Source organism: Methylomonas sp. ZR1 (assembly GCF_013141865.1).
GTDB lineage: Bacteria > Pseudomonadota > Gammaproteobacteria > Methylococcales > Methylomonadaceae > Methylomonas.
In genome coordinates this window covers 3,870,242-3,893,083 of sequence record NZ_RCST01000001.1, presented here as the reverse complement: position 1 = coordinate 3,893,083, position 22,842 = coordinate 3,870,242, and the positions used below count along the sequence as shown (strand labels likewise).

Below are 22,842 nucleotides of genomic sequence, written 5' to 3'. Positions count from 1 at the left end.
AGAGCTAGAGTTAATACCGTTTAGTTAAGCCCCCTCTCCTGCTGGAGAGGGTTGGGGTGAGGAGAATAAATAAGGCAAAGAACTTTATTGATCCCCTCATCCCAGCCTTCTCCTTTATGCCCAGTGGGTACTGAGGGAGAAGGGGCTGCCCGTCTTTAAGTTAGGTGCAGTTGTCCAGAAGGATAGGGGACTTAACTATTTGTTTTATCACCGATTAGAAATCGATTTCACGTCCCTAGTCGTCACACCTTTATATAACTGCCGCGGCCGGCCGATTTTCAATTCAGGGTCGGAGATCATTTCGTCCCATTGCGCTATCCAACCCACTGAACGGGCCAGCGCGAAGATCGCAGTGAACATTTCGGTGGGGATGCCCAGCGCTCTTAAAACGATGCCGGAATAAAAGTCCACGTTGGGGTAGAGTTTTTTCTCGACGAAGTACGGGTCTTCCAACGCAATCCGTTCCAGTTCCATCGCCAGTTTGAACAGGCGGTCGTCGTTCAGATTCAATTCGTCCAGCACTTCGTGGCAGGTTTGCCGCATCAGTTTGGCGCGCGGGTCGTAGTTTTTGTAAACCCGGTGGCCAAAACCCATCAGGCGGAACGGATCGTTTTTGTCCTTGGCTCGGGCGACATATTCGCCGATTTTCGACACGTCGCCGATTTCTTCCAACATGTTCAACACCGCCTCGTTAGCGCCGCCGTGTGCTGCGCCCCACAGACAGGCGATGCCGGCCGCCACGCAAGCATAAGGGTTTGCGCCGCTGGAGCCGGCCAGACGTACGGTGGACGTGGAAGCATTTTGTTCGTGATCGGCGTGCAGGATCAGGATTCTATCCAGCGCTCTAACCAAAACCGGGTTGGCCAGATAGTCTTCGCCGGCGTCGCCGTGCATCATGCGCATGAAGTTTTCGGCGTAGCCCAACTTGCGTTTGGGGTAGATAAACGGCATGCCGATGCTGTATTTGTAGCACATCGCCACCATGGTCGGCATTTTGGCGATCAGGCGGATGGCCGAAATATAGCGGTCTTCCTTGCAGGTGATGTCCATTACTTCGTGATAAAACGCCGACAGCGCGCCGACTACACCCACCAATACCGCCATCGGATGCGCGTCGCGGCGGAATCCGCTGTAAAATTTAATCAGCTGTTCGTGTACCATGACATGCTGGCTGATGGTGGTGACGAAGCCTTTCATTTCCGAGCCGTTGGGCAGGTCGCCGTTCAGCAGTAGATAACAGACTTCCAGAAAATCGCATTTTTCCGCCAGTTGTTCGATGGGGTAGCCCCGATACAACAGCACGCCGGCGTCGCCGTCTATAAATGTGATTTTTGAAGTGCAGCTGGCGGTGGAGGTGAAACCGGGATCGTAAGTAAAATGGCCGGTCTGCGCATACAAGGAACGAATATCGATGACGGACGGGCCCATGGTGCCTGGCGTGACCGGTAATTCGATAACGCGGTCCTGGTCATCCTGTTTTAACGTCACTTTTTTATCAGTCATGTCAAATTCTCCGGAGAGCTAGCTGTTGAAAAGGGGATGGTTTGTATTCTATTGCAAATAGCGAATAAACACAGCTTTAGATCAGGATTGTTTACAATTTAACGAAAAACGAAGGCCTGATTGATGGATTTCGCGTTGCGCTACCCGGCCTAAGGGACTGGGATGGCAAATTTCGAGGATGGGTAGCGCAATGCGAAACCCGTTGCCTGCGCTGTCACAGTTGAGGGCGCAGGCGTCTTTGCAGACGTCAATGGTCTTGGCTATTCAAGACGTCCCGGAATCGCTAAAATTCTGGGGCAACTCGGTGTTTGCCTCTTCTGATGCTAGGCACCCCCCCCTCAAGGGCGGTTTACAAAACCGTCCGCTCCAACAGCCAATAAGCCCCCATCAAGGCTACCATGGCGGAACAACCTTTCAAGAATTTCTCGGCAAATGCAGGCTTGTTGTTTAGCCACCAGATGATAGGCAACACCACCGACGCCACCGCGATTTGGCCGGTTTCTATGCCTAAGTTAAACGACAGCAAGGGCAACAAGATGCCGGTGTCGCCGCTGGAAATATTCATTTCCCGCAGCACACTGGCAAAGCCAAAGCCATGGATCAAGCCAAAGCCGAAGGTCAGCCATTGCCGGCCCTTGGGGTGGTCGCCGCGCATAATGTTTTCCACGGCCACATAAATAATGGTCAACGCAATAACAGGTTCGACGAAGCTGCTGGGTAGCTCAATGATGTTCAGCCCTGCACACGCCAAGGTGATGGAATGGGCGATGGTAAAGAAGGTGACGATCTTGATCGCCGGCCAGAAACTATGCGTGACTGCCAGCAAGGCAAACAAGAATAACAGGTGGTCGTAACCGGTGAGGATGTGCTCGATGCCCAGCTTCAAAAAATCGGCAAACGCGGAAAATCGGGAATCGTTTTGCGCCACGGATTGATCGGCAGGAGACAATGCCCATTGCAACTGGTCGTCGGCCCTGCTTAGCATTTTCTCGCTTAGCGTTTTACCGGCGGCGTCGCGCACCGTGACATACTGCTGATGCCCGTCAGGTAGCCAGGCCAATAACTTGGATTGCACCTGTAACTGTTGGTGCGGCACAGATTGAAAAATAAATTCGACATGGGCGTTGTTCTGTTCATCGTAAACGACAGTCCCTGGGGCCACGGCTTGCACATCAGCGCCATCAATATTGACCCGCAACTGCGCAGCCAGCATTTTGGCAATGTCCGGCTTGGCGGCTTCGCGCTCCGCGGCGCTGACTTCCGCATCCAGGTCGCTATCCATCGGCGCAAAGGCTTCGATGTCTTGCAGGGCAAAGGTCAATTTAACGATAACTTGGTCGGATTTGACAGTCACATCGATTGAGCTAAGGCCAGGGGCGTGCGCCGCTGCCCAGCCCGATGGCAGCAGCAAACAAACCAGCAGCAAGCATTGCCAGCGGGCAAACAACCTAAGCATTTTCCATCCGCTCGTCATTAGGGCTGTTCCCCATTTCCATTGGTTTGCGCGGCTTTTCTACGTTTGTGCAGGTAAACCAAAAATCCCAGCACCAGCAGCACCAAGGCCACCACGCCACCTATTGCCGCTAGTGGTAAATCGGCGCCCTTGGGATCGACACCCACTTCCAGCGCAATGCGGAATTTATCATCGTCTTCCATTGCTTCGCCGATCAACAGATACAGCACATAATCGCCGGTTTTATCCACATCGGCTTGCGCTTCTACCGCGCCTTTCGGATACAGCTTGGACGGGATTTCGGCGACAGTACGAATTTCACGCACATCATCCGGCGCTTTCTGGCCGGTTTTTTCCACTTCCACCAATTTAATGCCAATCGGCGTCGCACGAATATCGCGGTCGATCAAATCGGCGGTGAAAAACATCTTGCCGGCTCTGGGGATTTTCTGGCAAAACGGCACGAACGCCGCTTTAGGATCAGGATTTTTATCGTTTTTATCCGGCTGCAGATAAGCGCTGAAGTGCACCGCGTAAAAATCGTTGGCGATGATGCAATCCAAATCCGGACGATTGCCCAGTGCATTAGATTGTTTGGTACCGAAGCCAAGTTTGTCGCAACCGCTGAGTAAAACCACGCAGGCCACGAGCCCGGCGATAAAAAAGACGGGAAGTCGCTGAATATTCATAGAAATAAACCGATGGAAGAATGCAGACTAGGGTTTGACGGTAAATTCGAATTTACCGGTGACTATGTGAGTGTCCTCGGAAACCACGCGGTAGCGAATAGTGTAGGTGCCCGGCGCCAGTGTTGGCACAGTGGCGTAGATATTGGCACCATTGGTCAGACTTTGCGCGACGTCGTGGTTATCCACCCGCTTGCCGGTGCTGTCGATGACGGCCAGGGCTTTGTATTCGCTGCGGACTGCGTCGTTAAACCACAGATCGATTTGCTTGGGCGATTCGGTGACGGTCTCGTCCTTGGCGGGTTGCGATTTCACTAGAATCGCGTGCGCAAATACTGAGACCGGGCTGAATAACGCGAGCGCCAACAAGCCGGGTTTTATTATTTTTGTTATGTCTAACTTGGGCATGACCACCTCTTAAAGTATAAAAATCATTGTAAAACCGCCGCCGACCATTGCTTGCCGGTGGGCGTTTGCTCTAACCACATCGCCAGCAAACCGGTCGAGGTAGCGACGATGCGCGGGAAGGTCGCCGAGCCACTGGCCGACGATAGCTGCTTGCTTGTCGACCAATGCCCGCCATTATCAACGGATTCCGAGACGAATACTTTAGAACCGTCAGGACCGAGTGCATCCCACACCGCAACCAGGCGCCCGGCGCCGAAAGCAATATCCGCATGAAACGCGCCGGCCTCGCCTAAGCGTTGCGGTGGCGTCCAGCTTTTACCACTGTCGATGGATTGCATATGATAAAGCCCAACTTGATTGTCCGCGCCGGTCCACACCAGGCTATGCAAGGAACCATCGCCGGCTACCGCCAGGGCGCCACCGTTATGCGGACAACCGTCGAAAATCCAGTTGAACTCGCCCACCGTACTCAGGCGTTGCCAACTGGCGCAGCCATCGGAGCTTTGTGCCAGCGCCATATCACGCGGCTTCATATCCCGATACAACGTATTCAATTTACCGTCTGCACCCAGAATCATGCGGTTCCAACAGCACGAGCAACTGGAATCGTCGATAGTCTGTGCCAATTCCCAACTCTTACCGACATCGCTACTGCGCGCATACCGCACCCCCTGATAACCGTTTTCGTCCCTATCATCCAACCAGACAGCATGAAAACGACCTTCCTGATCTGCCAGCAATTCATGATGGGACTGATCCGCATCGCTGCCGGTCGGCTTGACGCCTTGCTGCCAGGTTTTGCCGGCATCATTCGAATAAACCGTGAATAACGGCCCCATGCCGGGCAATTCGCCGGTAGTTTGCCAGACGATCAACAATTTGTCGCCGGCTGCGGCAATTTGTATATCGTTGCCGATTTTCGCTTCAACGGGCTGGTTAAATTGCGCGCTCAAAGCGCTGGGCTGCGACCAATGCAGGCCGCCATCTTCGGAATGCAGATAGCCTATATAAGGTTGCTTACTGCCGGTTGGTGTCGCGACGAAGGCGGCATGCACGGTCTGCCTGTCGACATACACATCGAAACTGACCAAATTTTGTAAACCTAGCGTTTTGGCGTCGATAGGACTGAGAACACTTTGATCTAAAGCCAGCTTCGCCGTAACAAGTTTTTGCTCGCCACAACCAAACGACGCCAAACTGGTGAGCACGGCAACGCTCAAGTATATAGCCTTCAAGTTCGGCATGGGTATGACGCCTCTCTGACAAAAAAGGCGATGATTAGATCATATTGGCGCGCAAATCAGAACCGGGAAACACCCGCAACTTCGAGCAATGCAGGAGCCCAATGGATAGCAGCCGCGTCGATCAAATTTCGGCCCGCCGTTTGAAGGCCAAATTGCCCTACCCCGGCATTGCTGCCAGCCCACTTGGTTTAATGGCTAGCCATTGAAAAACTTAAAAATTGTATGATTGACCGTACCCATTAAAGCAAGTAACAATCCCATCGCCTTGTCGGGGGAAGGTAGCGGGCTGAAATATTTGGCAGACGTTTTTTCACACAAAATCTTTTAATTTTGCATTGGTATTTAGGGAGATTTACATGAAAAGCATTATGTTGTTACTAGCGTTACTATCGGCATGTTTAACCAGTGTTGGCGTGGCAGCTCACGAACTTAGTTATGCCGTCGTTTTATCCGGGCCAAACGAAGCGCCGCCCAATAGCTCTTTAGGTTTTGGCAGCGGTACTGTCACTTTCGATCTGGACTTGGTCACCATGCGGGTTAATTTTTCTTTCAGTGGGTTGCAGGGCAATACCACCGCCGCTCACATTCATTGCTGCACTTCCGTTGCGGGGGTAGCGACTGCCGGGGTCGCTAGTCAAACGCCAAGCTTTTTTGGATTTCCTTTGGGCGTAAAATCCGGCAGCATGGACGAGACGTTCGATCTTAGCCTCGCTAGCAGCTATAACGCGACATTCATCACCAATAACGGCGGCACCGTCAGCAGCGCAATGAATGCCCTACTGGCTGGCGCGGCGGCAGGCAAAGCCTATCTCAATATTCATACGTCGGCATTTCTCGGCGGTGAAATTCGCGGATTTCTGCAACCCGCCGCAGTACCAGTGCCGGCTGCAATTTGGTTATTTGGTAGTGTAGTCGGTATGTTCTCGTTAAGCCGCCGTCGTAGGCAAGTTTAAAGGCAACCGATTTGGCATTAGTTGAAATGTCGGGTTACGCGCTATCGAGCTAACCCGACTTACGAGACCGCAAGATAATCTGCTGGCTCTTCAAAACGGCATTCGTTTAACTGCAAGCATAGACTTGGACGTCAGTTGATTCGAATAAATTTGCCTCTATTTCACAGGCGCAGAACCGGCCAAATCCATGTGTAACCGTGCTTGCAAACCACCCAGCTCCGACTTGGCAAAATCAATATCCGCCGCATGTAACGCCACAATGCGCTGCACGATGGACAAACCCAAGCCGCTGCCTTCAACGCTATTGGCGGTTTCCACGCAACGGTAAAAGCGCTGCGTGATACGCTGATAATCGTCGTCGGCAACACCGGGGCCGCTGTCGTCCACAGTCAGCTGCAAGCGCTTGTTTTCGCGGCGACAAGCTACTTTGATATGCCCTTCAATCGGCGAATATTTGATGGCGTTATCGATCAAGTTGCGTAACAACACTTGAAATAACTGAGGATTGGCGACGATCACTAGAGCCGGCTCTCCTTGCAATTCAATATCGATACGCTTCTCGCGGGCGGCGTGATCCAAATCGGAAATCACCTCTATCAAGGCTTCGTTAACATCAACAGACTGCTTGGCAATCCCGGCCTGCTGATGCTGCACTCGCGACAAGGTCAGCAATTGTTGCACCGTATGCGTCATCCGCGATACCGCTTGCTGGGCTTTTTGCAAAGCCTGATCGCGCATCTGGGTATCGGTGGTTTTTTGCGCCACTTGAATTTGCGTCAACAGACCGGCCAATGGCGTGCGCAGTTCGTGGGAAGCGTCGGAGGTAAAATTGCGCTCGTTTGCAAAAGCCTGTTCCAGCATCGCAAACAAGCTATTGATTTGCGTGACAACAGGCAATACCTCGTCCGGCAGATTATCCACTGACAGCGGTTGCAGAAAGCCGGCTGCCCGGCTGGCCAATTGCTCCTTGACCTGGTTGACTGGCGACAAGGTGCGGCTGACGATCCACCAGATCATCATGCCCAATATCGGCAATGCGATCAAAAAACCAATCACTTGCTGGCCGGCGATGCCTTCCACCAATTCCCGGCGAATATCGTCGCGTTGACCGACATGAATCACATAATTGCCGTTTTCGGTGCTCAAGCTAAATACATGCCAAAGCTGACCATCCAGCATGGTTTCGCTGTAGCCGTTTCGCGTCAAGGACAAGGCAAATTCTGGCGCGCTTTCCGAGCGTAACACTAGCCCCTCTTTCACTGAGCGTAATTGAAAGGCAATTTTGCGTTCGTATTTGTGGCCGAGGATGGGCGTGTCGAACAGTTCTGGAGCTTTGTCGCGCTCCCAGAGTTTGGTCAGTGCACGTTGCCGGACCATATTCTCGACAAAGGCGTGTACCACCCGTGCCGATTGAGCTAATTCAGCGTTGAATAGTTCGGTGACTTCGTCGCGGGTTTGTTTGTAACTGAAGTAGGCGGTAACGCCCCAAACCAACAACAGCGAGGTTAGGAGCGACAGTAGCAGCTGCTTTTTCAGGGAGCGTGGCGCCAGACGAAAATGTTTGACCATCAGTTCTCGTCGATGATGTAACCGACCCCGCGGATGGTCCGAATCAGGTTGCTATCCAGTTTTTTACGCAGATGGTGAATATGTACTTCCACCGCATTGCTTTCCACTTCCGAGCCCCAGGCGTAGAGCGACTCTTCCAGACGGGCGCGGGAAATAACTTGGCCGATATGTCCCATTAGGTAACTCAGCACTTCAAATTCTTTTTGCGCCAGATCAACCGGCTTGCCGTTGAAATACACCTGGTGCGCGGCGGGATCGATGGTAACGCCTTTATGTTCGATCACTGGCAGGCTATGACCATCGTGGCGGCGGGCCAATGCGCGTAAGCGCGCGCAAATTTCCGCTAGGTCGAACGGTTTGGTGACAAAATCGTCGGCGCCATTGTCCAGGCCGGCCACCCGTTCGGCGACGCCTTCGCGGGCGGTCAATACCAAAACTGGAGTGCTGTCCTTACGTCGGCGCAGGTTCTTCAACACGCTCATCCCGTCCATGCGCGGCAAGTTCAAGTCCAACACCACCAGATCATAGTGGTTCAGTTTCAGCGCTTCGTCGGCCTGGGCGCCGTCGATTAACCAATCCACCGCATAACCTTCCAGCGTCAAGCCGGCTTTTAAACCATCACCAAGGATGGCGTCATCTTCTACCAATAATAAGCGCATGATGTTTGTGTACCTATGGGCTGAGTGATTAACTTAGCCTGGATTGTAGCAATGATTTCTCAGTGTTCTGTGAGCGAGTAAGCAACTTAAAAGTTCGCTGGGATTGCAACTAAAACCCAGCGAACGGCAAAAGCCTCATGACGCCGAAAGGCTGCGTTCCAGATTGGCTCGCAAGGTCTCCAGAAAATCCTCGGTCGTTAAATAATGCGAGTCGTTCAAATCGTCGTCGTAGATACACAAGGCCAAATCCTTGGTCATTTGCCCGGCCTCGACGGTATCGACGCAGACTTTCTCCAAGGTTTCGCAGAAGTTGATCAACTCGGCGTTGCCGTCCAGTTTGCCGCGAAACGCCAAACCGCGCGTCCAGGCAAAGATCGAAGCAATCGGATTGGTGGAGGTCTTTTTGCCTTGCTGGTGCATCCGGTAATGGCGGGTGACGGTGCCATGCGCCGCTTCGGCTTCCATGGTTTTGCCATCCGGCGTGACTAAGGTGGAGGTCATCAAACCCAGTGAACCAAAACCTTGGGCCACCGTGTCGGATTGCACATCGCCATCGTAGTTTTTGCAGGCCCAGACGAAGGCGCCGTTCCATTTCAAAGCCGAGGCCACCATGTCGTCGATCAGCTTATGCTCGTAGACAATGCCTTTGGCCTCGTATAACGCTTTGTATTCCGCTTGGTAAATTTCTTCGAAAATGTCTTTGAAGCGGCCGTCGTATTTTTTCAGGATGGTGTTTTTTGTGGAAAGATACAGCGGCCAGCCTCGATCCAAGGCCACATTGAAACAGCTGCGAGCGAAACCAGCGATGGACTCGTCGGTGTTGTACATCGCCAACGCGACGCCGTCGCCTTCGAAATGATAGACCTCGAAACTTTGCTCCGGGCCGCCGTCGTCCGGCATGAAGCTGATTTTTAGCTTGCCTTTGCCTTTGGTGACGAAATCGGTGGCTCGGTACTGGTCGCCAAACGCATGCCGGCCGATGCAGATCGGCTGGGTCCAATTCGGCACCAAGCGCGGCACGTTTTTGCAAATGATCGGTTCGCGGAACACGGTGCCGTCCAGGATGTTACGAATCGTGCCGTTTGGTGATTTGTACATTTTTTTCAATCCAAACTCTGCCACCCGCGCTTCGTCCGGGGTGATGGTCGCGCATTTGATGCCAACGCCGTGCTTTTGAATGGCGTGGGCCGCATCGATGGTAACTTGGTCGTCGGTAGCATCGCGCTGCTCGATGCCTAAATCGTAATAATCGATTTGCAGATCCAGGTAAGGCAGAATCAATTTGTCTTTAATGAAATGCCAGATAATGCGGGTCATTTCATCGCCGTCGATCTCCACTACCGGATTTTTGACGGATATTTTCTTCATAACGGCTCCTCACCTATCGCTAAAAGAGGCCTTCAGTATAGCCTGCCTACCCCTGAAACACGGAATGTTTAACGGCTTGCTCGGCTCTGTCTGCAGCGCGTCTCGCATTAATCGAATCACGGCAAAAACTAGGCTATACTGCCCAGGCGGCGTCTACGCATGCTGCCGTAAGACATTGTTCTGTACAGGGTTTTAGCAATAGCCTTTACCCGGCAACACCGTTTTTCTTCAACATCCGATAGCAGGGCAATGAGCCAATAATAATAAAAAATCATTCTTGAGGAGGTGTAAATGGCTAGTCAGCACTTCGATTACGAAGCGATAGTCATCGGTAGTGGTTTCGGCGGTTCCATCAGCTTTTGCCGGCTCGCGCAGAAGTGGGGTTCCAAAGTCTTGCTGTTGGAACGCGGCAGGCATTATCCAATGGGCTCTTTCGCCCGCTCGCCCAAACAAATTTCCGACAGTTTTTGGAGCGTGGAAGGCGAGGCGATAGACCGGCCACGCCACATTCAAAACAAAAATCTGCGCGGCTTGTTTGACGTCCGCAATTACAAAAAAATGGATGCAGTGATTTCGGCGGGCCTGGGCGGCGGCTCGTTGATTTACGCCAACGTCTTCCTCGAACCGCCCGAACAGGTCTTCGAGCAGGGCTGGCCAACCGGCCTGGATAAAGCCACCCTGGCCCCGTATTATCAAGTTGCCAAACAAGTCTTGGGCGCTCGCCCGGTGCCATCCTGGCAAACTGACGACCGCAGAAAAATCGTCCGCACCGAACTGTTTCAAGAATTTGCCGCCCACGATAATCGCACCAGCAAACTGGCCGACATCTGCGTGTTCTTTGGTAACGACTACAACTACCAAGGTTCGGACGCACCCATCCCCATCGGTTTGCAGGAAAAAAACCGTTACGGCGCCACGCAAACCTCGTGTACCTATTGCGGAGAATGCGATATCGGCTGTAACACTCACTCGAAAAACACGCTGGATCTGAACTACATTCACGCCGGCCAACACCAGCATGGCGGCCAGGTATTTACCGACTGCCAAGCCGAAAATATCATCCCGCTCAATCAGCATGGCGACGACGCCAGCTCCGCCAGCGGCGAATTCGGTTATCGGGTTGAATTTCAAAACTTTGCCACGGGAAAGCTGGAAAGCCTGAAAACCCGCCGCGTCGTGGTGTCGGCAGGCACCTTCGGCAGCAACGAGCTATTGCTGCGCTGCCGCGATGTGCATCACAGCCTGCCCAAACTCAGCGAGCAACTGGGACGCTGGTTCTCCGGCAACGGCGACTTTTTATCGTTCGCGATTGAAGGCAAAAAAGACGCCGACCCCAACTACGGCCCGGTAATCACCCAATACACCGATTACAACCTGTTCGACCGCTTCAACAGACAGCAAGCCTTCGTGCTGGAAGACGCTTCTTATCCGGCTTCACTGGCCTGGTATATCGAAGGCGTTTTCCCGACCAGCACTTTACTCAAACTGCTTCGCGCCGTGAAAGCGTTAATCGAGTGGCTGAAGAAATACGTGAGCAACGGCGTCTGGAACGGCACTTTGGGGTTCTCGCTACACGAGATGCTAAAGGATGATTTATCTTCAAAATCCGTGGTGATGCTGTGCATGGGCCTGGATCACGGCGACGGCACGCTGACACTCAACCAGGCAGACCGTATCGATCTGGACTGGCCGCAAGAGACCAGCATGAGCTTGTATCAAGCCATACTTGCGACCGGGGAGCGATTCAAAAAATTTGTCAAATCCCATTGGTTTTTCCCACTGCCGACTTGGGACTTGCCGATTCGCCACAACGTTACTGTACATCCTTTGGGCGGTTGCATTCTGGCCGACTCGCCGGACAAAGGCGTGGTCAGCGGCCATCCTGAGCAGCGCGGCCAAGCTTTCGGTTATCAGGGCTTGTATGTGGTAGACGGCTCGATCTTGCCGAGCGCGGTCGGCGCCAACCCGGTAGCCACCATATCCGCGACCGCGGAGTGGATTGCCGAAGGTATCACCGGCATCAAACCCGATGCCAGTCTGGGCGTGTAAACCCAATTCACAGGAATTACTGACATGACAACGACCAATAAAACCTCATTCGAATTCACCGAAGAAATGAAAGGCTATCTCAGCCTGGGCCAAACCGCTTTCGAAGACGGCTATAAGCAAGGCAAGGAAGATAACCATTACTTCATGTTTCATCTGACCATCCAGAGCGACGATCTGGATACGTTTCTGGAATCCGATGCCCACCAATCGGCGGCAATAGGCTACGTGGAAGGCGATTTGATCGGCGGCCGGCGTAACGTCGACAAAGGTGTGTTCAATCTGTTCGTCGACAGCGCTGACGCCGACCGCAAACAAATGCTCTACCGGCTGTTTTTTACCGATGCCAATGGTCAGGCCATGACCTTGAGCGGTCGCAAACAGATTCAAAACAACGTCGGCCCGGACCTGTGGGCCGACACTACCACCTTGTTCACCAATTTGTTCAAGGGCCATGTGGAAGCTGACAAGGAAGCCAAAGCCAAGGTCTACGCCACCGGTTTGTTGTATATCGAAGTGATGGACTTTGCCAAACAGCTGACGACGATCAAAGCGAGCGGCGATACATTGAAAGACCGTCTGCACGCCATCGAACGTTTCGGCGGCTTCTTTTTAGGCGCGTTGTGGGAAGTCTACAAACCATCCATGTTGCCAAAGATGGGCAGCTTCGAGCGGGAAATCCCACTGTATACCTTGGAAGGCGTCAAGGATGCGGAGGTCAGCACCCATCAGTTCACGACCGCCGACCGGCTGGGCCTGAGCTTATTGCGCTTCAAGCGTGCGGTTAGCGACGATGTGGTAGTGCTGGTGCCGGGCCTGACCGCCGCCAGCGATATGTTCATCATGCCGGAGCATTACAATCTGACCAGTTATCTGCTGGACCACGGTTTTGGCGACGTCTGGACTCTGGACGGTCGGATCAGTAACCGCTATTCCTATAATCTGCATAGACACAACTTCAATGTTGACGATCTGGCGCTATACGACATGCCGGCGGCCATCGCCACCGTGCGCGCGGCGGTCGGCCCTTCCGCCCGCATTCATGTCATCAGCCACTGCTTTGGGGCGTTGGCGTTTACCATGGGTTTGTTCGGCAAAGCGGTGACCGGCGTGCGCAGCCTGATCGCCAACGGCGTGGCGCTGACGCCTTGCGTGCCGCTGCCGGCCAAGATCAAGCTATATCTGGGCCCGCTGGCCGCCGATTATATTTTGGGCGTGGATTATCTGAACCCTTATTGGCGGCGCGAGCCGGGTTGGGGGGCGGGTAAATTGCTGGCGACGGCGATTTCGGCGTTTCATCACGAATGCGACTCGCCGGAGTGCCATATGCTCAGTTTCATGTGGGGCTGGGGCTTTCCTGTGTTGTACAAACATGAAAATCTGCAGGATGTGACGCATCGCCGCTGCGGTGATTTGTTTGGCGGCTGTAGCGTCAATTACTACCGACACGTGTTGAAAATGGTCAATGCCAACAATACCGCCGTGAAATACCAGCCCAACGAACCCCGCTACCGCAGCTTGCCGGACAATTATTTCCAGCATGCCGCCGAGATCGACACGCCGTGTCTGTTCGTCGCCGGCCAGGACAATGCCTTGTTCCGCAATTCCAATATCGTTTGCCACCAACGCCTGGAGCAAATCGTCCCCGGCCGCCATGAACTGGCGGTGATTCCGGATTACGGGCATGCGGACGTGATCATGGGCAAAAATGCCGCGCAGGACATCTTTCCGCGTTTCGTGGAATTTTTGAATAAACATCGCAATTGAGGAATGCAGTCATGACAAGTACCCAAGAAGATTTACAACTAACGTTGGATACGCTGCAACCGACCAGAACTCGACCAACGGCCGGGCTGAACCGGCTGTGCATCAGCATCAGCGATCTGCATTTCACCGATAACACGGTCGGCAATCAAAGCAGCGAGGAAATTGTCTGGGCGGAATTCTTCGCCGACATCGCCAGTACTTGCAAAACTCAGCAAGTCGACGAATTGACGCTGATCCTGGACGGCGACGTCGTGGATATGATTCGAAGCGCGGTGTGGGCCAAGCACGGTGTCTATCCGTGGGAGCGCGACAAACCGGAATTTGTCTTATGCCTGCGTGAAATCATGGCCGAGATTGTGAGCTTGCACGCCACCAACGCGGACGGCTTTTTCAATCATCTAAAACGGCTTCCCGACGACCTGAAAAATACCCGGCTGGAAGTGATTACCTTGCTGGGCAATCACGATAAGGAAATTTTCACCGATCCGGTCACCCTGCGGATGTATTACGACGAGTGTTTGGGGCCTAAGTTGGCGAATTTGTCAGCCGAGTATCGGCAGTGGGTTGGCAAGATGTATTTCGATGACGAACAACATTTTGCCGACCGAAACAGCGTACCGTGGCTGCCGTTTTATTGGGGCGATGCCGAGTTGCGGGTGTTTATTACCCACGGCCAATGGCGGGATCGGGAAAACAGCTTGGCATTTACGCCCGGCAACAATTTACCGGGCTGGAGTACCGGCGACGGTTGGCGAGCTAAGGTTTGGCAGCAACTCCATTATGCACCGTTCATCGAGGCCTGTTTCGGCGATACGGTTGCGGCCGGTGCGCTGTCCACGTTTATCTACCGTTGCAAACTCAAGCTGAACGATCAGGACCCGGATCAAGCCAATGTCAGCCGTATCAAACGCATTCTGGACGAATTGGATTTGTACCGGCCCACCTCGGCGGCAATTGCCCGGATTCTGCAAGAAACCCGTGACAAAAAAACCGGTAACGAACTGCGGGACATTATCGAGAACGAGTTATACGAAACCCTGTGCCTGTGGCTGAGCTGGGATTACACGCTGAGCAGCTCTCCGGCTTGGCGGCGCTTGGCGTTTCGCGTTGCCAGGGTGTGGTTGATGGTCACCGGCCCGCTGCATATGTTCCGGGTGCAATTGCACTTGGTACGCGGCGTGTTATGGCTTTATGACCAAGTACAAACACTGCTTGACTTGCTGGGACCCAGTTCGGTGTATCGAGAAGACGGTGCCAGTTTCAAAAATTTGCAGGTGTTTCCGACATTTCAGGATTTATTCCTGCAACAAGGATTTCGGCTTCACGGCGAAGGCCATACCCATATCCCGCTGCAAACCGAAGCGGATATCAAGCACACCGCGGACGGCGCACCAAGCCGAAACTTTACCTACATCAACTTCGGCACCTGGCGCGACCAGTTGGTAAGCAAAGAGAAAAAAGGCTACCGCCGTCGCGGCGTCGGCCGTAGTCTGTATGTGCTGAACAAGGTTACGGGCCCACAGCCGGGCTATCGTTTTTTCGTAAACGATAATTTGTCCTGGAGCGACAACATGGATCGACTGTAGCTTTTTTTGGCGACGGTGGCCGGATAGTTGCGTCCGGCAGCCGCCACGCTCGGAATTGGCGGGCCTGTGGTAGAATCGGTCCAATGCATGAACTAGACACATTCAAGCTGATCGAGCGGATCAGCGCCTTGCTACGTTCGGAAGAACGCAAAAAATACGCAGCAATCGGTTTGCAACCGGTACATGGTCAGGTGCTGGAGTATCTGGCCAAGTGTAATAAATACAGCAACACCCATGCGGCGGTGGCCGAGTATCTGGGTTTGACCAAAGGCACGGTGTCCCAGACTATTCAGATTTTGGAGCGTAAGCACTATCTGGATAAGACCACGTCCATTTTGGACGGCCGGGTGGTCCATCTGAGCCTGACCGAGGCCGGCAAGCGGTTGATCGAAGAGTTAAAGCCGCTGGATGTTTTTAAGCAGGCCGAATCCAAAGTCAGCCGCCAGGAGTTCGATACCATAGGCCAGGCGCTGCAAACCACGTTGGGCGTGCTGCAAAAAGTCAATGACTCGAAGAGTTTTGGTTTGTGTCGTTCCTGCCATTATTTTTCGGTGGAACAGCATCACTATCAATGCGGCTTAACCGAACAACCCTTGGATCGCGAGGATACTGATAAAATATGTCGTGACCATTTACCCGTTCCCAATTCATTCATAGACCAAGAGTAGCCACCATGTTTGATCCCAAAGCCATAGACAATCTTGCCGAGCGTATCGCCGGCGCAATCCCTCCCGGTTTGACCAATCTGAAAGACGATGTGGAAAAGAATGTCCACGCCTTGCTGCAAAGCGGTCTGTCCAAACTGGATCTGGTCAGCCGCGAAGAATTTGAAGTGCAAAAAGCCGTATTGGCGAAAACTCGCGCCCGTTTGGAAGAACTGGAAAAGCGCGTCGCCGAACTGGAACAACGGATTCCGCAAGCCTAAAAAGCCATGTCGCTGGCCGTCGTTTACAGCCGGGGCCGCTCCGGCATAGACGCCCCGCAAGTGACGGTGGAAGTGCATGTCAGTAGCGGCTTGCCGGCTCTAAACATAGTTGGCTTGCCCGAGACCGCAGTGAAAGAAAGCAAGGATAGGGTGCGCGGGGCGATCATTAATTCGCACTTCGAATTTCCGTTCCAGCGCATTACCATCAATCTGGCACCCGCCGATTTACCCAAGGAAGGCGGCCGCTTTGATTTGGCGATTGCATTAGGCATCCTGGCCGCCTCCGGGCAAATCCCCAAGGATGCCTTGCACGAGTACGAATGCATCGGCGAGTTATCGCTAGGCGGTGAGTTGCGGCCGATTCCCGGCGCGTTGCCGGTAGCGATTCATTGCCGCAATGCTTTTAGGCAACTGATTCTGCCTGCTGGTTGCGCGGCGGAGGCGTCGTTGATCAAAGATGCGCAACTGCTGCCGGCCAGGACACTGCTGGAAGTCTGTGCCCATTTGGCGGGCCGGCAAGCCATCGCGCCACCTGACGTTCATCTCTGCTTCGAGCAAGCGGTTCACACGGTCGATTTTGCCGACGTGCACGGCCAATTTCACGTCAAACGGGCCATGGAAATCGCCGCCGCCGGGAAGCATAATCTACTGATGCTGGGTCCGCCCGGCACCGGCAAATCGATGTTGGCTGCACGTTTGCCGACGATTCTGCCGGAGCTCAGCGAGCAGCAAGCCCAGGAAACCGCCGCGCTGGCCTCGATCAGCGACCAAGGCCTGGACGTCAGCCGTTGGCGGCAGCCGCCCTATAGAGCGCCGCACCATACGGCCTCAGCTGCGGCCTTGGTTGGCGGTGGTAGCAACCCCAAGCCAGGCGAAATATCCCTGTCGCACAACGGTGCGCTATTTTTGGACGAACTGCCTGAGTTTGATAGAAAAGTCCTGGAAGTGTTGCGCGAACCCTTGGAAACCGGCCACATCACCATTTCCCGTGCCAATCGCCAAGCCGATTTCCCGGCCAGTTTTCAGTTGATCGCGGCCATGAATCCCTGTCCCTGTGGTTACTTGGGCGATGCTTCCGGCCGTTGTCGCTGCACCTCCGAACAAGTGGCCCGCTATCGAGCCAGAGTTTCCGGGCCTTTGCTGGACAGAATAGACATGCATATGGAAGTGCCGCGCGTCGCGCTGGAAGTATTGCGCAAAGGTTCGGCGGCCGGTGAAGAAACCAGCGAAACGATTCGGCAACGTGTCGTCGCAGCCCGAGACATTGCTTACCGCCGCCAAGGCAAAGCCAATGCCGGACTAAGCGCCGCGGAGGTGAAGGTTATCTGCACTTTGTCCGAAGCCGGACATCAGTTGCTGGAACAAGCGCTGGAAAAATTCGGCCTGTCGCACCGGGCTTACCACCGAATATTGAAACTGGCGCGCACGATTGCCGATCTGGCGAATTCAAAGAACATCGAAATCGCCCATCTCAGCGAAGCCATAGGCTACCGCAAGCTGGATAGAACCCGATAAGCATGCAAAACCGGCAGCGTCATGCCGGGTTTTCGAAATAAACCGCCAACAAACCCGAGGCATTCATGACATCCAATTCTGCTTCGATTTCATTTTGAATCAACTCCAGATGATTCAGCTTGATTTCGGTACGGGTGCGCGATGAATCCAATCATTCAATCAGACCGGTTTGCCCCAAACGATAGGCATCTTCGGCCATTTGCTTTAAAGTGGGTAATGGAGCCACCACTTGTTTCTCGGTCTTTGCCAGCGTCGCCCGCCGTCTTGCGAGCACATCGACCGCGCGTTCCAATTCTTGGCGAGTGGCCGCCATCAGCAATTCGCGCTTTAATTTGCTGGCATGTACTTCGGCAGCCGCACGGGCTATGCCGCCTTGGCCGCGATCAAAAATCGGCAGATCGACCGATACGCCGGCAAAAGTGGTGTTGCCGTAGGGTTTATCGGTAAAAGCCGTACCGAACATCAGCGACGGCACCGGCCAGCGTTCCCGCGCAGCTTTTTCCAATCCGGAGTCCGCGGCGATCATTTCCCGGCGCGCCGTTTCCAGATCGGGATTACTGTGCTCGGTTTGTTGCCATAATTTATCCACGTCCACCGACACGCCAATCGGCTCCAGCGTACCGCTGGCTTGTGGCTTCCAGTTGGGGAAACCCAGCAAGCTTGCCAGTTCGCCAACGGTACTGGTTAGGTTGGTTTGGGCATTTTCCAAACGGGTATTTAGGCTCTGCACTTCCTGGGTGATGCGCAACACATCGTATTGGCTCGTGGTGCCGGCATTTTTAGAGGTGGTGCCGAAAAATTGAACAGCCAGTTAAGTGAAAAATCCTGCTACTTTTGATCGTCCGTAAGGACAAAGCAATGGAGCGGAAGATGTCCAAAAAACCGAGAAGAAAACATTCGGCCTTCAAGGCCAAAGTTGTGCTGGCGGCCTTGGCTGGCGATAAAACCTTGGCCCAATTGACCCAGGAATTCGAGATTCATCAGAACCAGATTGTCGATTGGAAGAAACAGCTAAGCGAGCGGGCTGCCGAAGTATTTGGGAAACCCGCGGAGTCCGAATCGCCACCCGTCGATTTGCAAGCCCTGCATGCGAAAATCGGCCAACTGACATTGGAGAACGATTTTTTACTTGTGCCCTTTGGGTAGAGGGCGCGCTCACCAAGGCGGGATTGCTGATACCCAAGGGGCACAAGGCGCAAAGCGATGATCGACCGTCAGTCCAAGTTGCCGCTTGGTCGGCAGGCCAAGCTACTGGGCATCAGTCGCGGCAGTGTGTACTACCTGCCTAAGCCGGTTTCGGAGCGCGATTTAGACATCATGCGCAGACTCGACGAACTGCACCGGAAGCACCCGTTCACTTGTGCCCTCGGGTATGGGCGCTCGCCCGTGACGGGATCAGCTGAATCTGCAAGGCATCCAAGTCGGCCGTAAGCGGGTGAAAACCTTGATGAAGACAGTGGGCATCAAGGCCGTGTACCGCAAGCCCAATACCAGCAAGAAGACGCCCGGCCGCGACTTGCTACGCGGCATGACCATCAATTGCGCCAATCAGGTCTGGGCGCTGGATACGACCTACATCCCGCTGGCCAAAGGCTTCGCGTATTTAACGGCGGTCGTTGACTGGGCTACTCGCAAAGTCCTGGCCGCCAAGGTCGCGATCACCCTGGAAGCTTGTCATGCGGTTGATGTGTTGGAGCAGGCTTTCAAGCGCTACGGCAGGCCGGACATCGTCAACACCGACAAAGGCAGCCAGTTTACCGCCAAAGCGTTTGTCGATGCCGTGAAAGGCCAGGGTTGCCTGCTCAGCATGGACGGACGCGGCGCCTGGCGTGATAATGTGTTTGTTGAGCGCCTATGGCGATCAGTCAAATACGAGCGGGTTTACCTGCATGCCTACGATTCCGTCGGCCAAGCCCGCGCTTCAATCCTGGAGTATTTCGAGTGGTACAACCACGAACGACCGCATTCCCAATTGAAACGCAAAACGCCGCATCAGGCGTATAACGAGGGGCTGCCAACACTCAAGTTGGCCGCCTAAATCATAGCGGTAACGGATATAAAAAATGCCGAGCGGCGATTAATGGAATTAGCGCCACACTGAATTCGCAGTCATGGGGCGAGAAACAGAGAAAATTCAGGCAATAAAAAAGGCGCATTGTCTAGACAATGCGCCTTGTCTCAGAGTAAAGCTAATGCTTACAGTTTGTCAGCATTTTTGCTCAGATATTCAGCCACGCCCGCTGGGTTGGCATTCATACCCGCATCACCTTTGTTCCAACCGGCTGGGCAAACTTCACCATGCTCTTCGTGGAATTGTAGTGCGTCGACCATGCGCAGCATTTCGTCAAAGTTACGACCCAGTGGCAAGTCGTTGACAACTTGATGGCGGACGACACCGGCTTTGTCGATCAAGAAACTACCGCGGAAAGCTACGCCACCAGCGGACTCTACGTCGTAATCTTGGGCAATAGTGTGTTTCAGGTCGGCAGCCAGAGTATAACGGACAGGGCCGATACCGCCTTGGTTGACAGGCGTGTTACGCCAAGCGTTGTGGGTAAAGTGTGAGTCAATAGAAACACCAATCACTTCAACGCCGCGGCTTTTAAATTCGTCGATACGATGATCCAAGGCAATCAATTCGCTTGGGCAAACGAATGTAAAATCCAATGGATAAAAGAAAAGTACTGCGTATTTGCCGCTAGTGGCCGCTGAGAAACTGAATGAATCAACAATTTGGCCATCGCCTAATACCGCAGGAACTGTAAAGTCAGGGGCTTGCTTACCTACTAAAACGCTCATCAATTTTCTCCAAAATTTTTTATAAAACAAAAGGTTAAGAGCATGTTTGCGCCTCTGCGAGAAGGCTGGCGCTTATTCTACACGAATTTAGTTGGTATTTGCCCAATAATCCCCTTAAATTCCGCTTGCAAGACGGCTGATTTCGCGCTAATTTGTAATCCATAGCTTACACAATTAACAGGCGGTCTGCGTGCTTCGCGATGCTTAAATTCACTATGCAGACCTTTGGTGAATTTTTTAGGGTACGTCAAATGGCAAAAGTAAAACACATTACAGAACCCGATACTTTCGGTTTTCAAGTTCGTATTGTTCGGCGGGGCAAGGAGAGCAGCCGTTATTTTTCTCACAAGCTCTGGGGCAGCAAAACCAAGTCGCTGAAAGCCGCGATTACTTGGCGCGATCAGATGCTGGTGGTATTAAAAGGCAGCAAGACTCGCTTCCTGAAACCACCCAAAAACAAAACGACTACCGGCGTAACCGGTGTGTCCAGAACCATCAAGTTTGATCACCGCAAAGACAAAAGCTATCTTTGCTACACGGTGTTTTGGGTGAAAGATGGAAAGTCCCGGAATAAAACCTTCCAAGTGGGCAATGTAGACACGGTAACCGCCGACGACGAATTGCATGCCTTTCGCACTGCGCGACTATTTCGGAGCTGCTACGAGCATGCGATCGACCACGATGCGCCGTTCGACGACAGCAAATTCGCCAACTGGAAAAAACTACGCTTATACGAAAACGAGATGCTGAACGCTGTCAACTGAGCGCACCAGCATGAGCTTAATCGATGCGCATCTCAATGCGCATCGACAGATCGACTGCAGCAACATTCTTCGTTAACGCGCCTATCGAGATAAAGTCCACCCCCGTTTCGGCCACGGTTCGGATATTGTCCAAAGTAATATTGCCCGATGCTTCCAGTTCGAGTAGTCCCTGGTTTTGTTGTACCGCTGTGCGCATATCGGCCAGTGAAAAATTATCCAGCATGATGCGATCCGGTTTCGCGGCAAATGCCTGGGCAAACTCGTCAAGAGTTTCCACCTCCACTTCGACCGGCACATTCCCATAGTCTCTAGCCAGCTTGACCGCGTTGGCAATTGAGCCGGCCGCGATAATATGGTTTTCCTTGATCAAGATGGCGTCGAATAAACCGATGCGATGATTGAAACAACCTCCGCATTTGACTGCATATTTTTGCGCCAAACGTAAACCGGGCAGGGTTTTACGGGTATCCAACACCTTGCAGCCGGTACCCGCCACGGCATCCGCATAGCGGCGGGCGATGGTCGCCGTCGCGGATAAGGTTTGCAGCAGATTCAACGCCGTGCGCTCGCCCGTCAGCAAAGCCCGAGCCGGACCGCGCAACTTGCAAAGTACGGTGTTCGCTGCGACACGTTCGCCTTCACTGCATTGCCAATCGACCATTACCTGGGGGCTTAATTGTCGAAACACCTCATCGAACCAAGCTCTACCGCACAGCACCATGGATTCGCGAGTTACCACTGCGGCATTGGCTTGAGTCTCGGCTGAGACGATGCTGGCGGTAATATCGCCGCTACCGATATCTTCAGCCAGATAAAGCGAGATTTCTGTGGAATTTGGTTGCATGGATATTTAGTTGAAGAGGACAAGGAGGGTAATTATAAACCGCATGCGGTGACAGCCGTGCCAAACTCTGACCAATGTGAGGCAAGTAAAAGTATAGGGGGTGGTTGGCAAAGCTTATAAAATACCGCATCACTGACAAAGCTTGAAAACCATGATAATTCGCGATCACTACTTGAGTAGCGCCTGCCAGGTCGCTTCGCCGAACTGCGACGACAGACCGGACCCCGAAGATGTTTCGTTATTGGTTATCCATTGCATCAGCCTGCCGCCTGAGCAATTCGCGGGCGACTATATCGACCAATTGTTTTGCAACTGCCTGAACCCAAACGACCATCCTTACTTCCAAGACATACACCAACTTAAGGTGTCCGCGCATTTACTGATTCGCCGGGATGGCAGCATTCGGCAATATGTGCCGTTCAACCGCAGGGCTTGGCATGCAGGCGTGTCAAAATATCAAGACAGGGAACGTTGTAACGATTTTTCTATTGGCATTGAACTCGAGGGAGCCATCAATGTGGCTTACACTGACGCGCAATATCAGTGCCTTGCCGATGTGTGTAGAACGCTACTGGCGAATTATCCGAAACTGTCGAGCCAGCGCATTGCCGGTCATAGCGATATTGCCCCAGGCCGAAAAACCGACCCTGGGCCATTTTTTGACTGGTGCCGCTTTAACGAATTGCTGAGTTCTAGCGCTGAAAGTCCTGCGGGGCAAACAACAAAAGGGCTGCCGTAACCTGCGACAACGGA

At 53.3% G+C, this 22,842-nt stretch carries 20 protein-coding genes and 3 pseudogenes; 11 read left to right on the top strand and 12 right to left on the bottom strand.

Translation table 11 applies throughout. The annotated features are described in order from the left end of the window. Positions 1-207: 207 nt before the first annotated feature. The 4 genes from gltA to DDY07_RS17655 all read right to left on the bottom strand — a co-directional run bounded on the left by gltA (position 208) and on the right by DDY07_RS17655 (position 4,050). Positions 208-1,503 carry a citrate synthase gene (gene gltA / locus DDY07_RS17670; protein ID WP_064008690.1) on the bottom strand — a complete coding sequence of 432 codons (1,296 nt, stop codon included), beginning with the start codon at positions 1,501-1,503 and terminating at the stop codon, positions 208-210. Positions 1,504-1,852: 349 nt separating this feature from the next. Then, complete coding sequence (locus DDY07_RS17665) at positions 1,853-2,959, bottom strand: HupE/UreJ family protein (protein WP_253734529.1); 1,107 nt, start codon at positions 2,957-2,959, stop codon at positions 1,853-1,855. A gap of 17 nt (positions 2,960-2,976) precedes the next feature. Next, the gene (locus tag DDY07_RS17660) at positions 2,977-3,645 is read right to left on the bottom strand and encodes a hypothetical protein (protein ID WP_171696833.1); all 669 of its coding nucleotides are present in this window, start codon (positions 3,643-3,645) and stop codon (positions 2,977-2,979) included. Positions 3,646-3,672: 27 nt separating this feature from the next. Next, entirely contained in the window at positions 3,673-4,050 is a 378-nt protein-coding gene (locus tag DDY07_RS17655; RefSeq protein ID WP_033158186.1) for a copper resistance CopC family protein, read from the bottom strand. Positions 4,051-4,388: 338 nt separating this feature from the next. Here DDY07_RS17655 and DDY07_RS24505 point away from each other — a divergent pair. After that, a pseudogene (locus DDY07_RS24505) lies at positions 4,389-4,628 on the top strand (hypothetical protein); the annotation flags it as partial. Between the two features lie 42 nt (positions 4,629-4,670). Here DDY07_RS24505 and DDY07_RS24500 read toward each other — a convergent pair. Continuing rightward, positions 4,671-5,294: pseudogene (locus DDY07_RS24500) on the bottom strand (sialidase family protein); the annotation flags it as partial. A gap of 356 nt (positions 5,295-5,650) precedes the next feature. Here DDY07_RS24500 and DDY07_RS17645 point away from each other — a divergent pair. Continuing rightward, positions 5,651-6,247, top strand: a complete 597-nt coding sequence (locus tag DDY07_RS17645; protein WP_171696831.1) for a CHRD domain-containing protein — start codon at positions 5,651-5,653, stop codon at positions 6,245-6,247. A gap of 156 nt (positions 6,248-6,403) precedes the next feature. Here DDY07_RS17645 and DDY07_RS17640 read toward each other — a convergent pair whose 3' ends face one another. The 3 genes from DDY07_RS17640 to DDY07_RS17630 all read right to left on the bottom strand — a co-directional run bounded on the left by DDY07_RS17640 (position 6,404) and on the right by DDY07_RS17630 (position 9,843). Beyond that, on the bottom strand, positions 6,404-7,816 hold the full coding sequence (locus DDY07_RS17640; RefSeq protein WP_171696830.1) for an ATP-binding protein: 1,413 nt from the start codon (positions 7,814-7,816) through the stop codon (positions 6,404-6,406). Then, positions 7,816-8,475: a response regulator gene (locus DDY07_RS17635; RefSeq protein ID WP_033158182.1), complete on the bottom strand. Its 660-nt coding sequence runs from the start codon at positions 8,473-8,475 to the stop codon at positions 7,816-7,818. Before DDY07_RS17635 ends, DDY07_RS17640 begins: the two co-directional genes overlap by 1 nt. 135 nt (positions 8,476-8,610) lie before the next feature. Continuing rightward, a complete protein-coding gene (locus DDY07_RS17630; protein WP_171696829.1) occupies positions 8,611-9,843 on the bottom strand; it encodes an NADP-dependent isocitrate dehydrogenase in 1,233 nt (410 codons plus the stop codon). A gap of 291 nt (positions 9,844-10,134) precedes the next feature. Here DDY07_RS17630 and DDY07_RS17625 point away from each other — a divergent pair, with 291 nt between their 5' ends. The 6 genes from DDY07_RS17625 (at position 10,135) to DDY07_RS17600 (ending at position 17,682) form a co-directional block, all read left to right on the top strand. Then, positions 10,135-11,892 carry a GMC oxidoreductase gene (locus DDY07_RS17625; RefSeq protein WP_171696828.1) on the top strand — a complete coding sequence of 586 codons (1,758 nt, stop codon included), beginning with the start codon at positions 10,135-10,137 and terminating at the stop codon, positions 11,890-11,892. Between the two features lie 24 nt (positions 11,893-11,916). Continuing rightward, a complete protein-coding gene (locus tag DDY07_RS17620) occupies positions 11,917-13,656 on the top strand; it encodes an alpha/beta fold hydrolase (protein WP_171696827.1) in 1,740 nt (579 codons plus the stop codon). Positions 13,657-13,667: 11 nt separating this feature from the next. Beyond that, positions 13,668-15,242: a hypothetical protein gene (locus tag DDY07_RS17615; RefSeq protein ID WP_171696826.1), complete on the top strand. Its 1,575-nt coding sequence runs from the start codon at positions 13,668-13,670 to the stop codon at positions 15,240-15,242. 83 nt (positions 15,243-15,325) lie between these two features. After that, positions 15,326-15,910: a MarR family winged helix-turn-helix transcriptional regulator gene (locus DDY07_RS17610; protein ID WP_033158178.1), complete on the top strand. Its 585-nt coding sequence runs from the start codon at positions 15,326-15,328 to the stop codon at positions 15,908-15,910. Between the two features lie 5 nt (positions 15,911-15,915). Continuing rightward, a complete protein-coding gene (locus tag DDY07_RS17605; protein WP_033158177.1) occupies positions 15,916-16,167 on the top strand; it encodes an accessory factor UbiK family protein in 252 nt (83 codons plus the stop codon). 6 nt (positions 16,168-16,173) lie between these two features. After that, entirely contained in the window at positions 16,174-17,682 is a 1,509-nt protein-coding gene (locus DDY07_RS17600; RefSeq protein WP_171696825.1) for a YifB family Mg chelatase-like AAA ATPase, read from the top strand. A gap of 19 nt (positions 17,683-17,701) precedes the next feature. On the opposite strand, the gene DDY07_RS24330 is transcribed toward DDY07_RS17600, so the two are convergent. Both DDY07_RS24330 and DDY07_RS17595 read right to left on the bottom strand, forming a co-directional pair. Next, positions 17,702-17,833 carry a hypothetical protein gene (locus DDY07_RS24330; RefSeq protein ID WP_301539354.1) on the bottom strand — a complete coding sequence of 44 codons (132 nt, stop codon included), beginning with the start codon at positions 17,831-17,833 and terminating at the stop codon, positions 17,702-17,704. After that, positions 17,834-18,433, bottom strand: coding sequence for a TolC family protein (locus DDY07_RS17595; RefSeq protein ID WP_171696824.1), 600 nt, complete (start codon positions 18,431-18,433; stop codon positions 17,834-17,836). 119 nt (positions 18,434-18,552) lie between these two features. Between DDY07_RS17595 and DDY07_RS17590 the strand changes: the two are divergent. Beyond that, positions 18,553-19,720: pseudogene (locus tag DDY07_RS17590) on the top strand (IS3 family transposase). 158 nt (positions 19,721-19,878) lie between these two features. Here the strand turns inward: DDY07_RS17590 and DDY07_RS17585 are convergent. Continuing rightward, the gene (locus tag DDY07_RS17585; protein ID WP_033158174.1) at positions 19,879-20,481 is read right to left on the bottom strand and encodes a peroxiredoxin; all 603 of its coding nucleotides are present in this window, start codon (positions 20,479-20,481) and stop codon (positions 19,879-19,881) included. Positions 20,482-20,732: 251 nt separating this feature from the next. Between DDY07_RS17585 and DDY07_RS17580 the strand changes: the two genes are divergently transcribed. Beyond that, positions 20,733-21,245: a hypothetical protein gene (locus tag DDY07_RS17580; protein WP_020484362.1), complete on the top strand. Its 513-nt coding sequence runs from the start codon at positions 20,733-20,735 to the stop codon at positions 21,243-21,245. 16 nt (positions 21,246-21,261) lie between these two features. Here DDY07_RS17580 and nadC read toward each other — a convergent pair whose 3' ends face one another. Then, complete coding sequence (gene nadC, locus DDY07_RS17575; protein WP_171696823.1) at positions 21,262-22,089, bottom strand: carboxylating nicotinate-nucleotide diphosphorylase; 828 nt, start codon at positions 22,087-22,089, stop codon at positions 21,262-21,264. Between the two features lie 151 nt (positions 22,090-22,240). On the opposite strand from nadC, the gene ampD reads away from it, so the two are divergent. Further along, positions 22,241-22,828, top strand: coding sequence for a 1,6-anhydro-N-acetylmuramyl-L-alanine amidase AmpD (ampD, locus tag DDY07_RS17570; protein WP_171696822.1), 588 nt, complete (start codon positions 22,241-22,243; stop codon positions 22,826-22,828). Positions 22,829-22,842 lie beyond the last annotated feature (14 nt).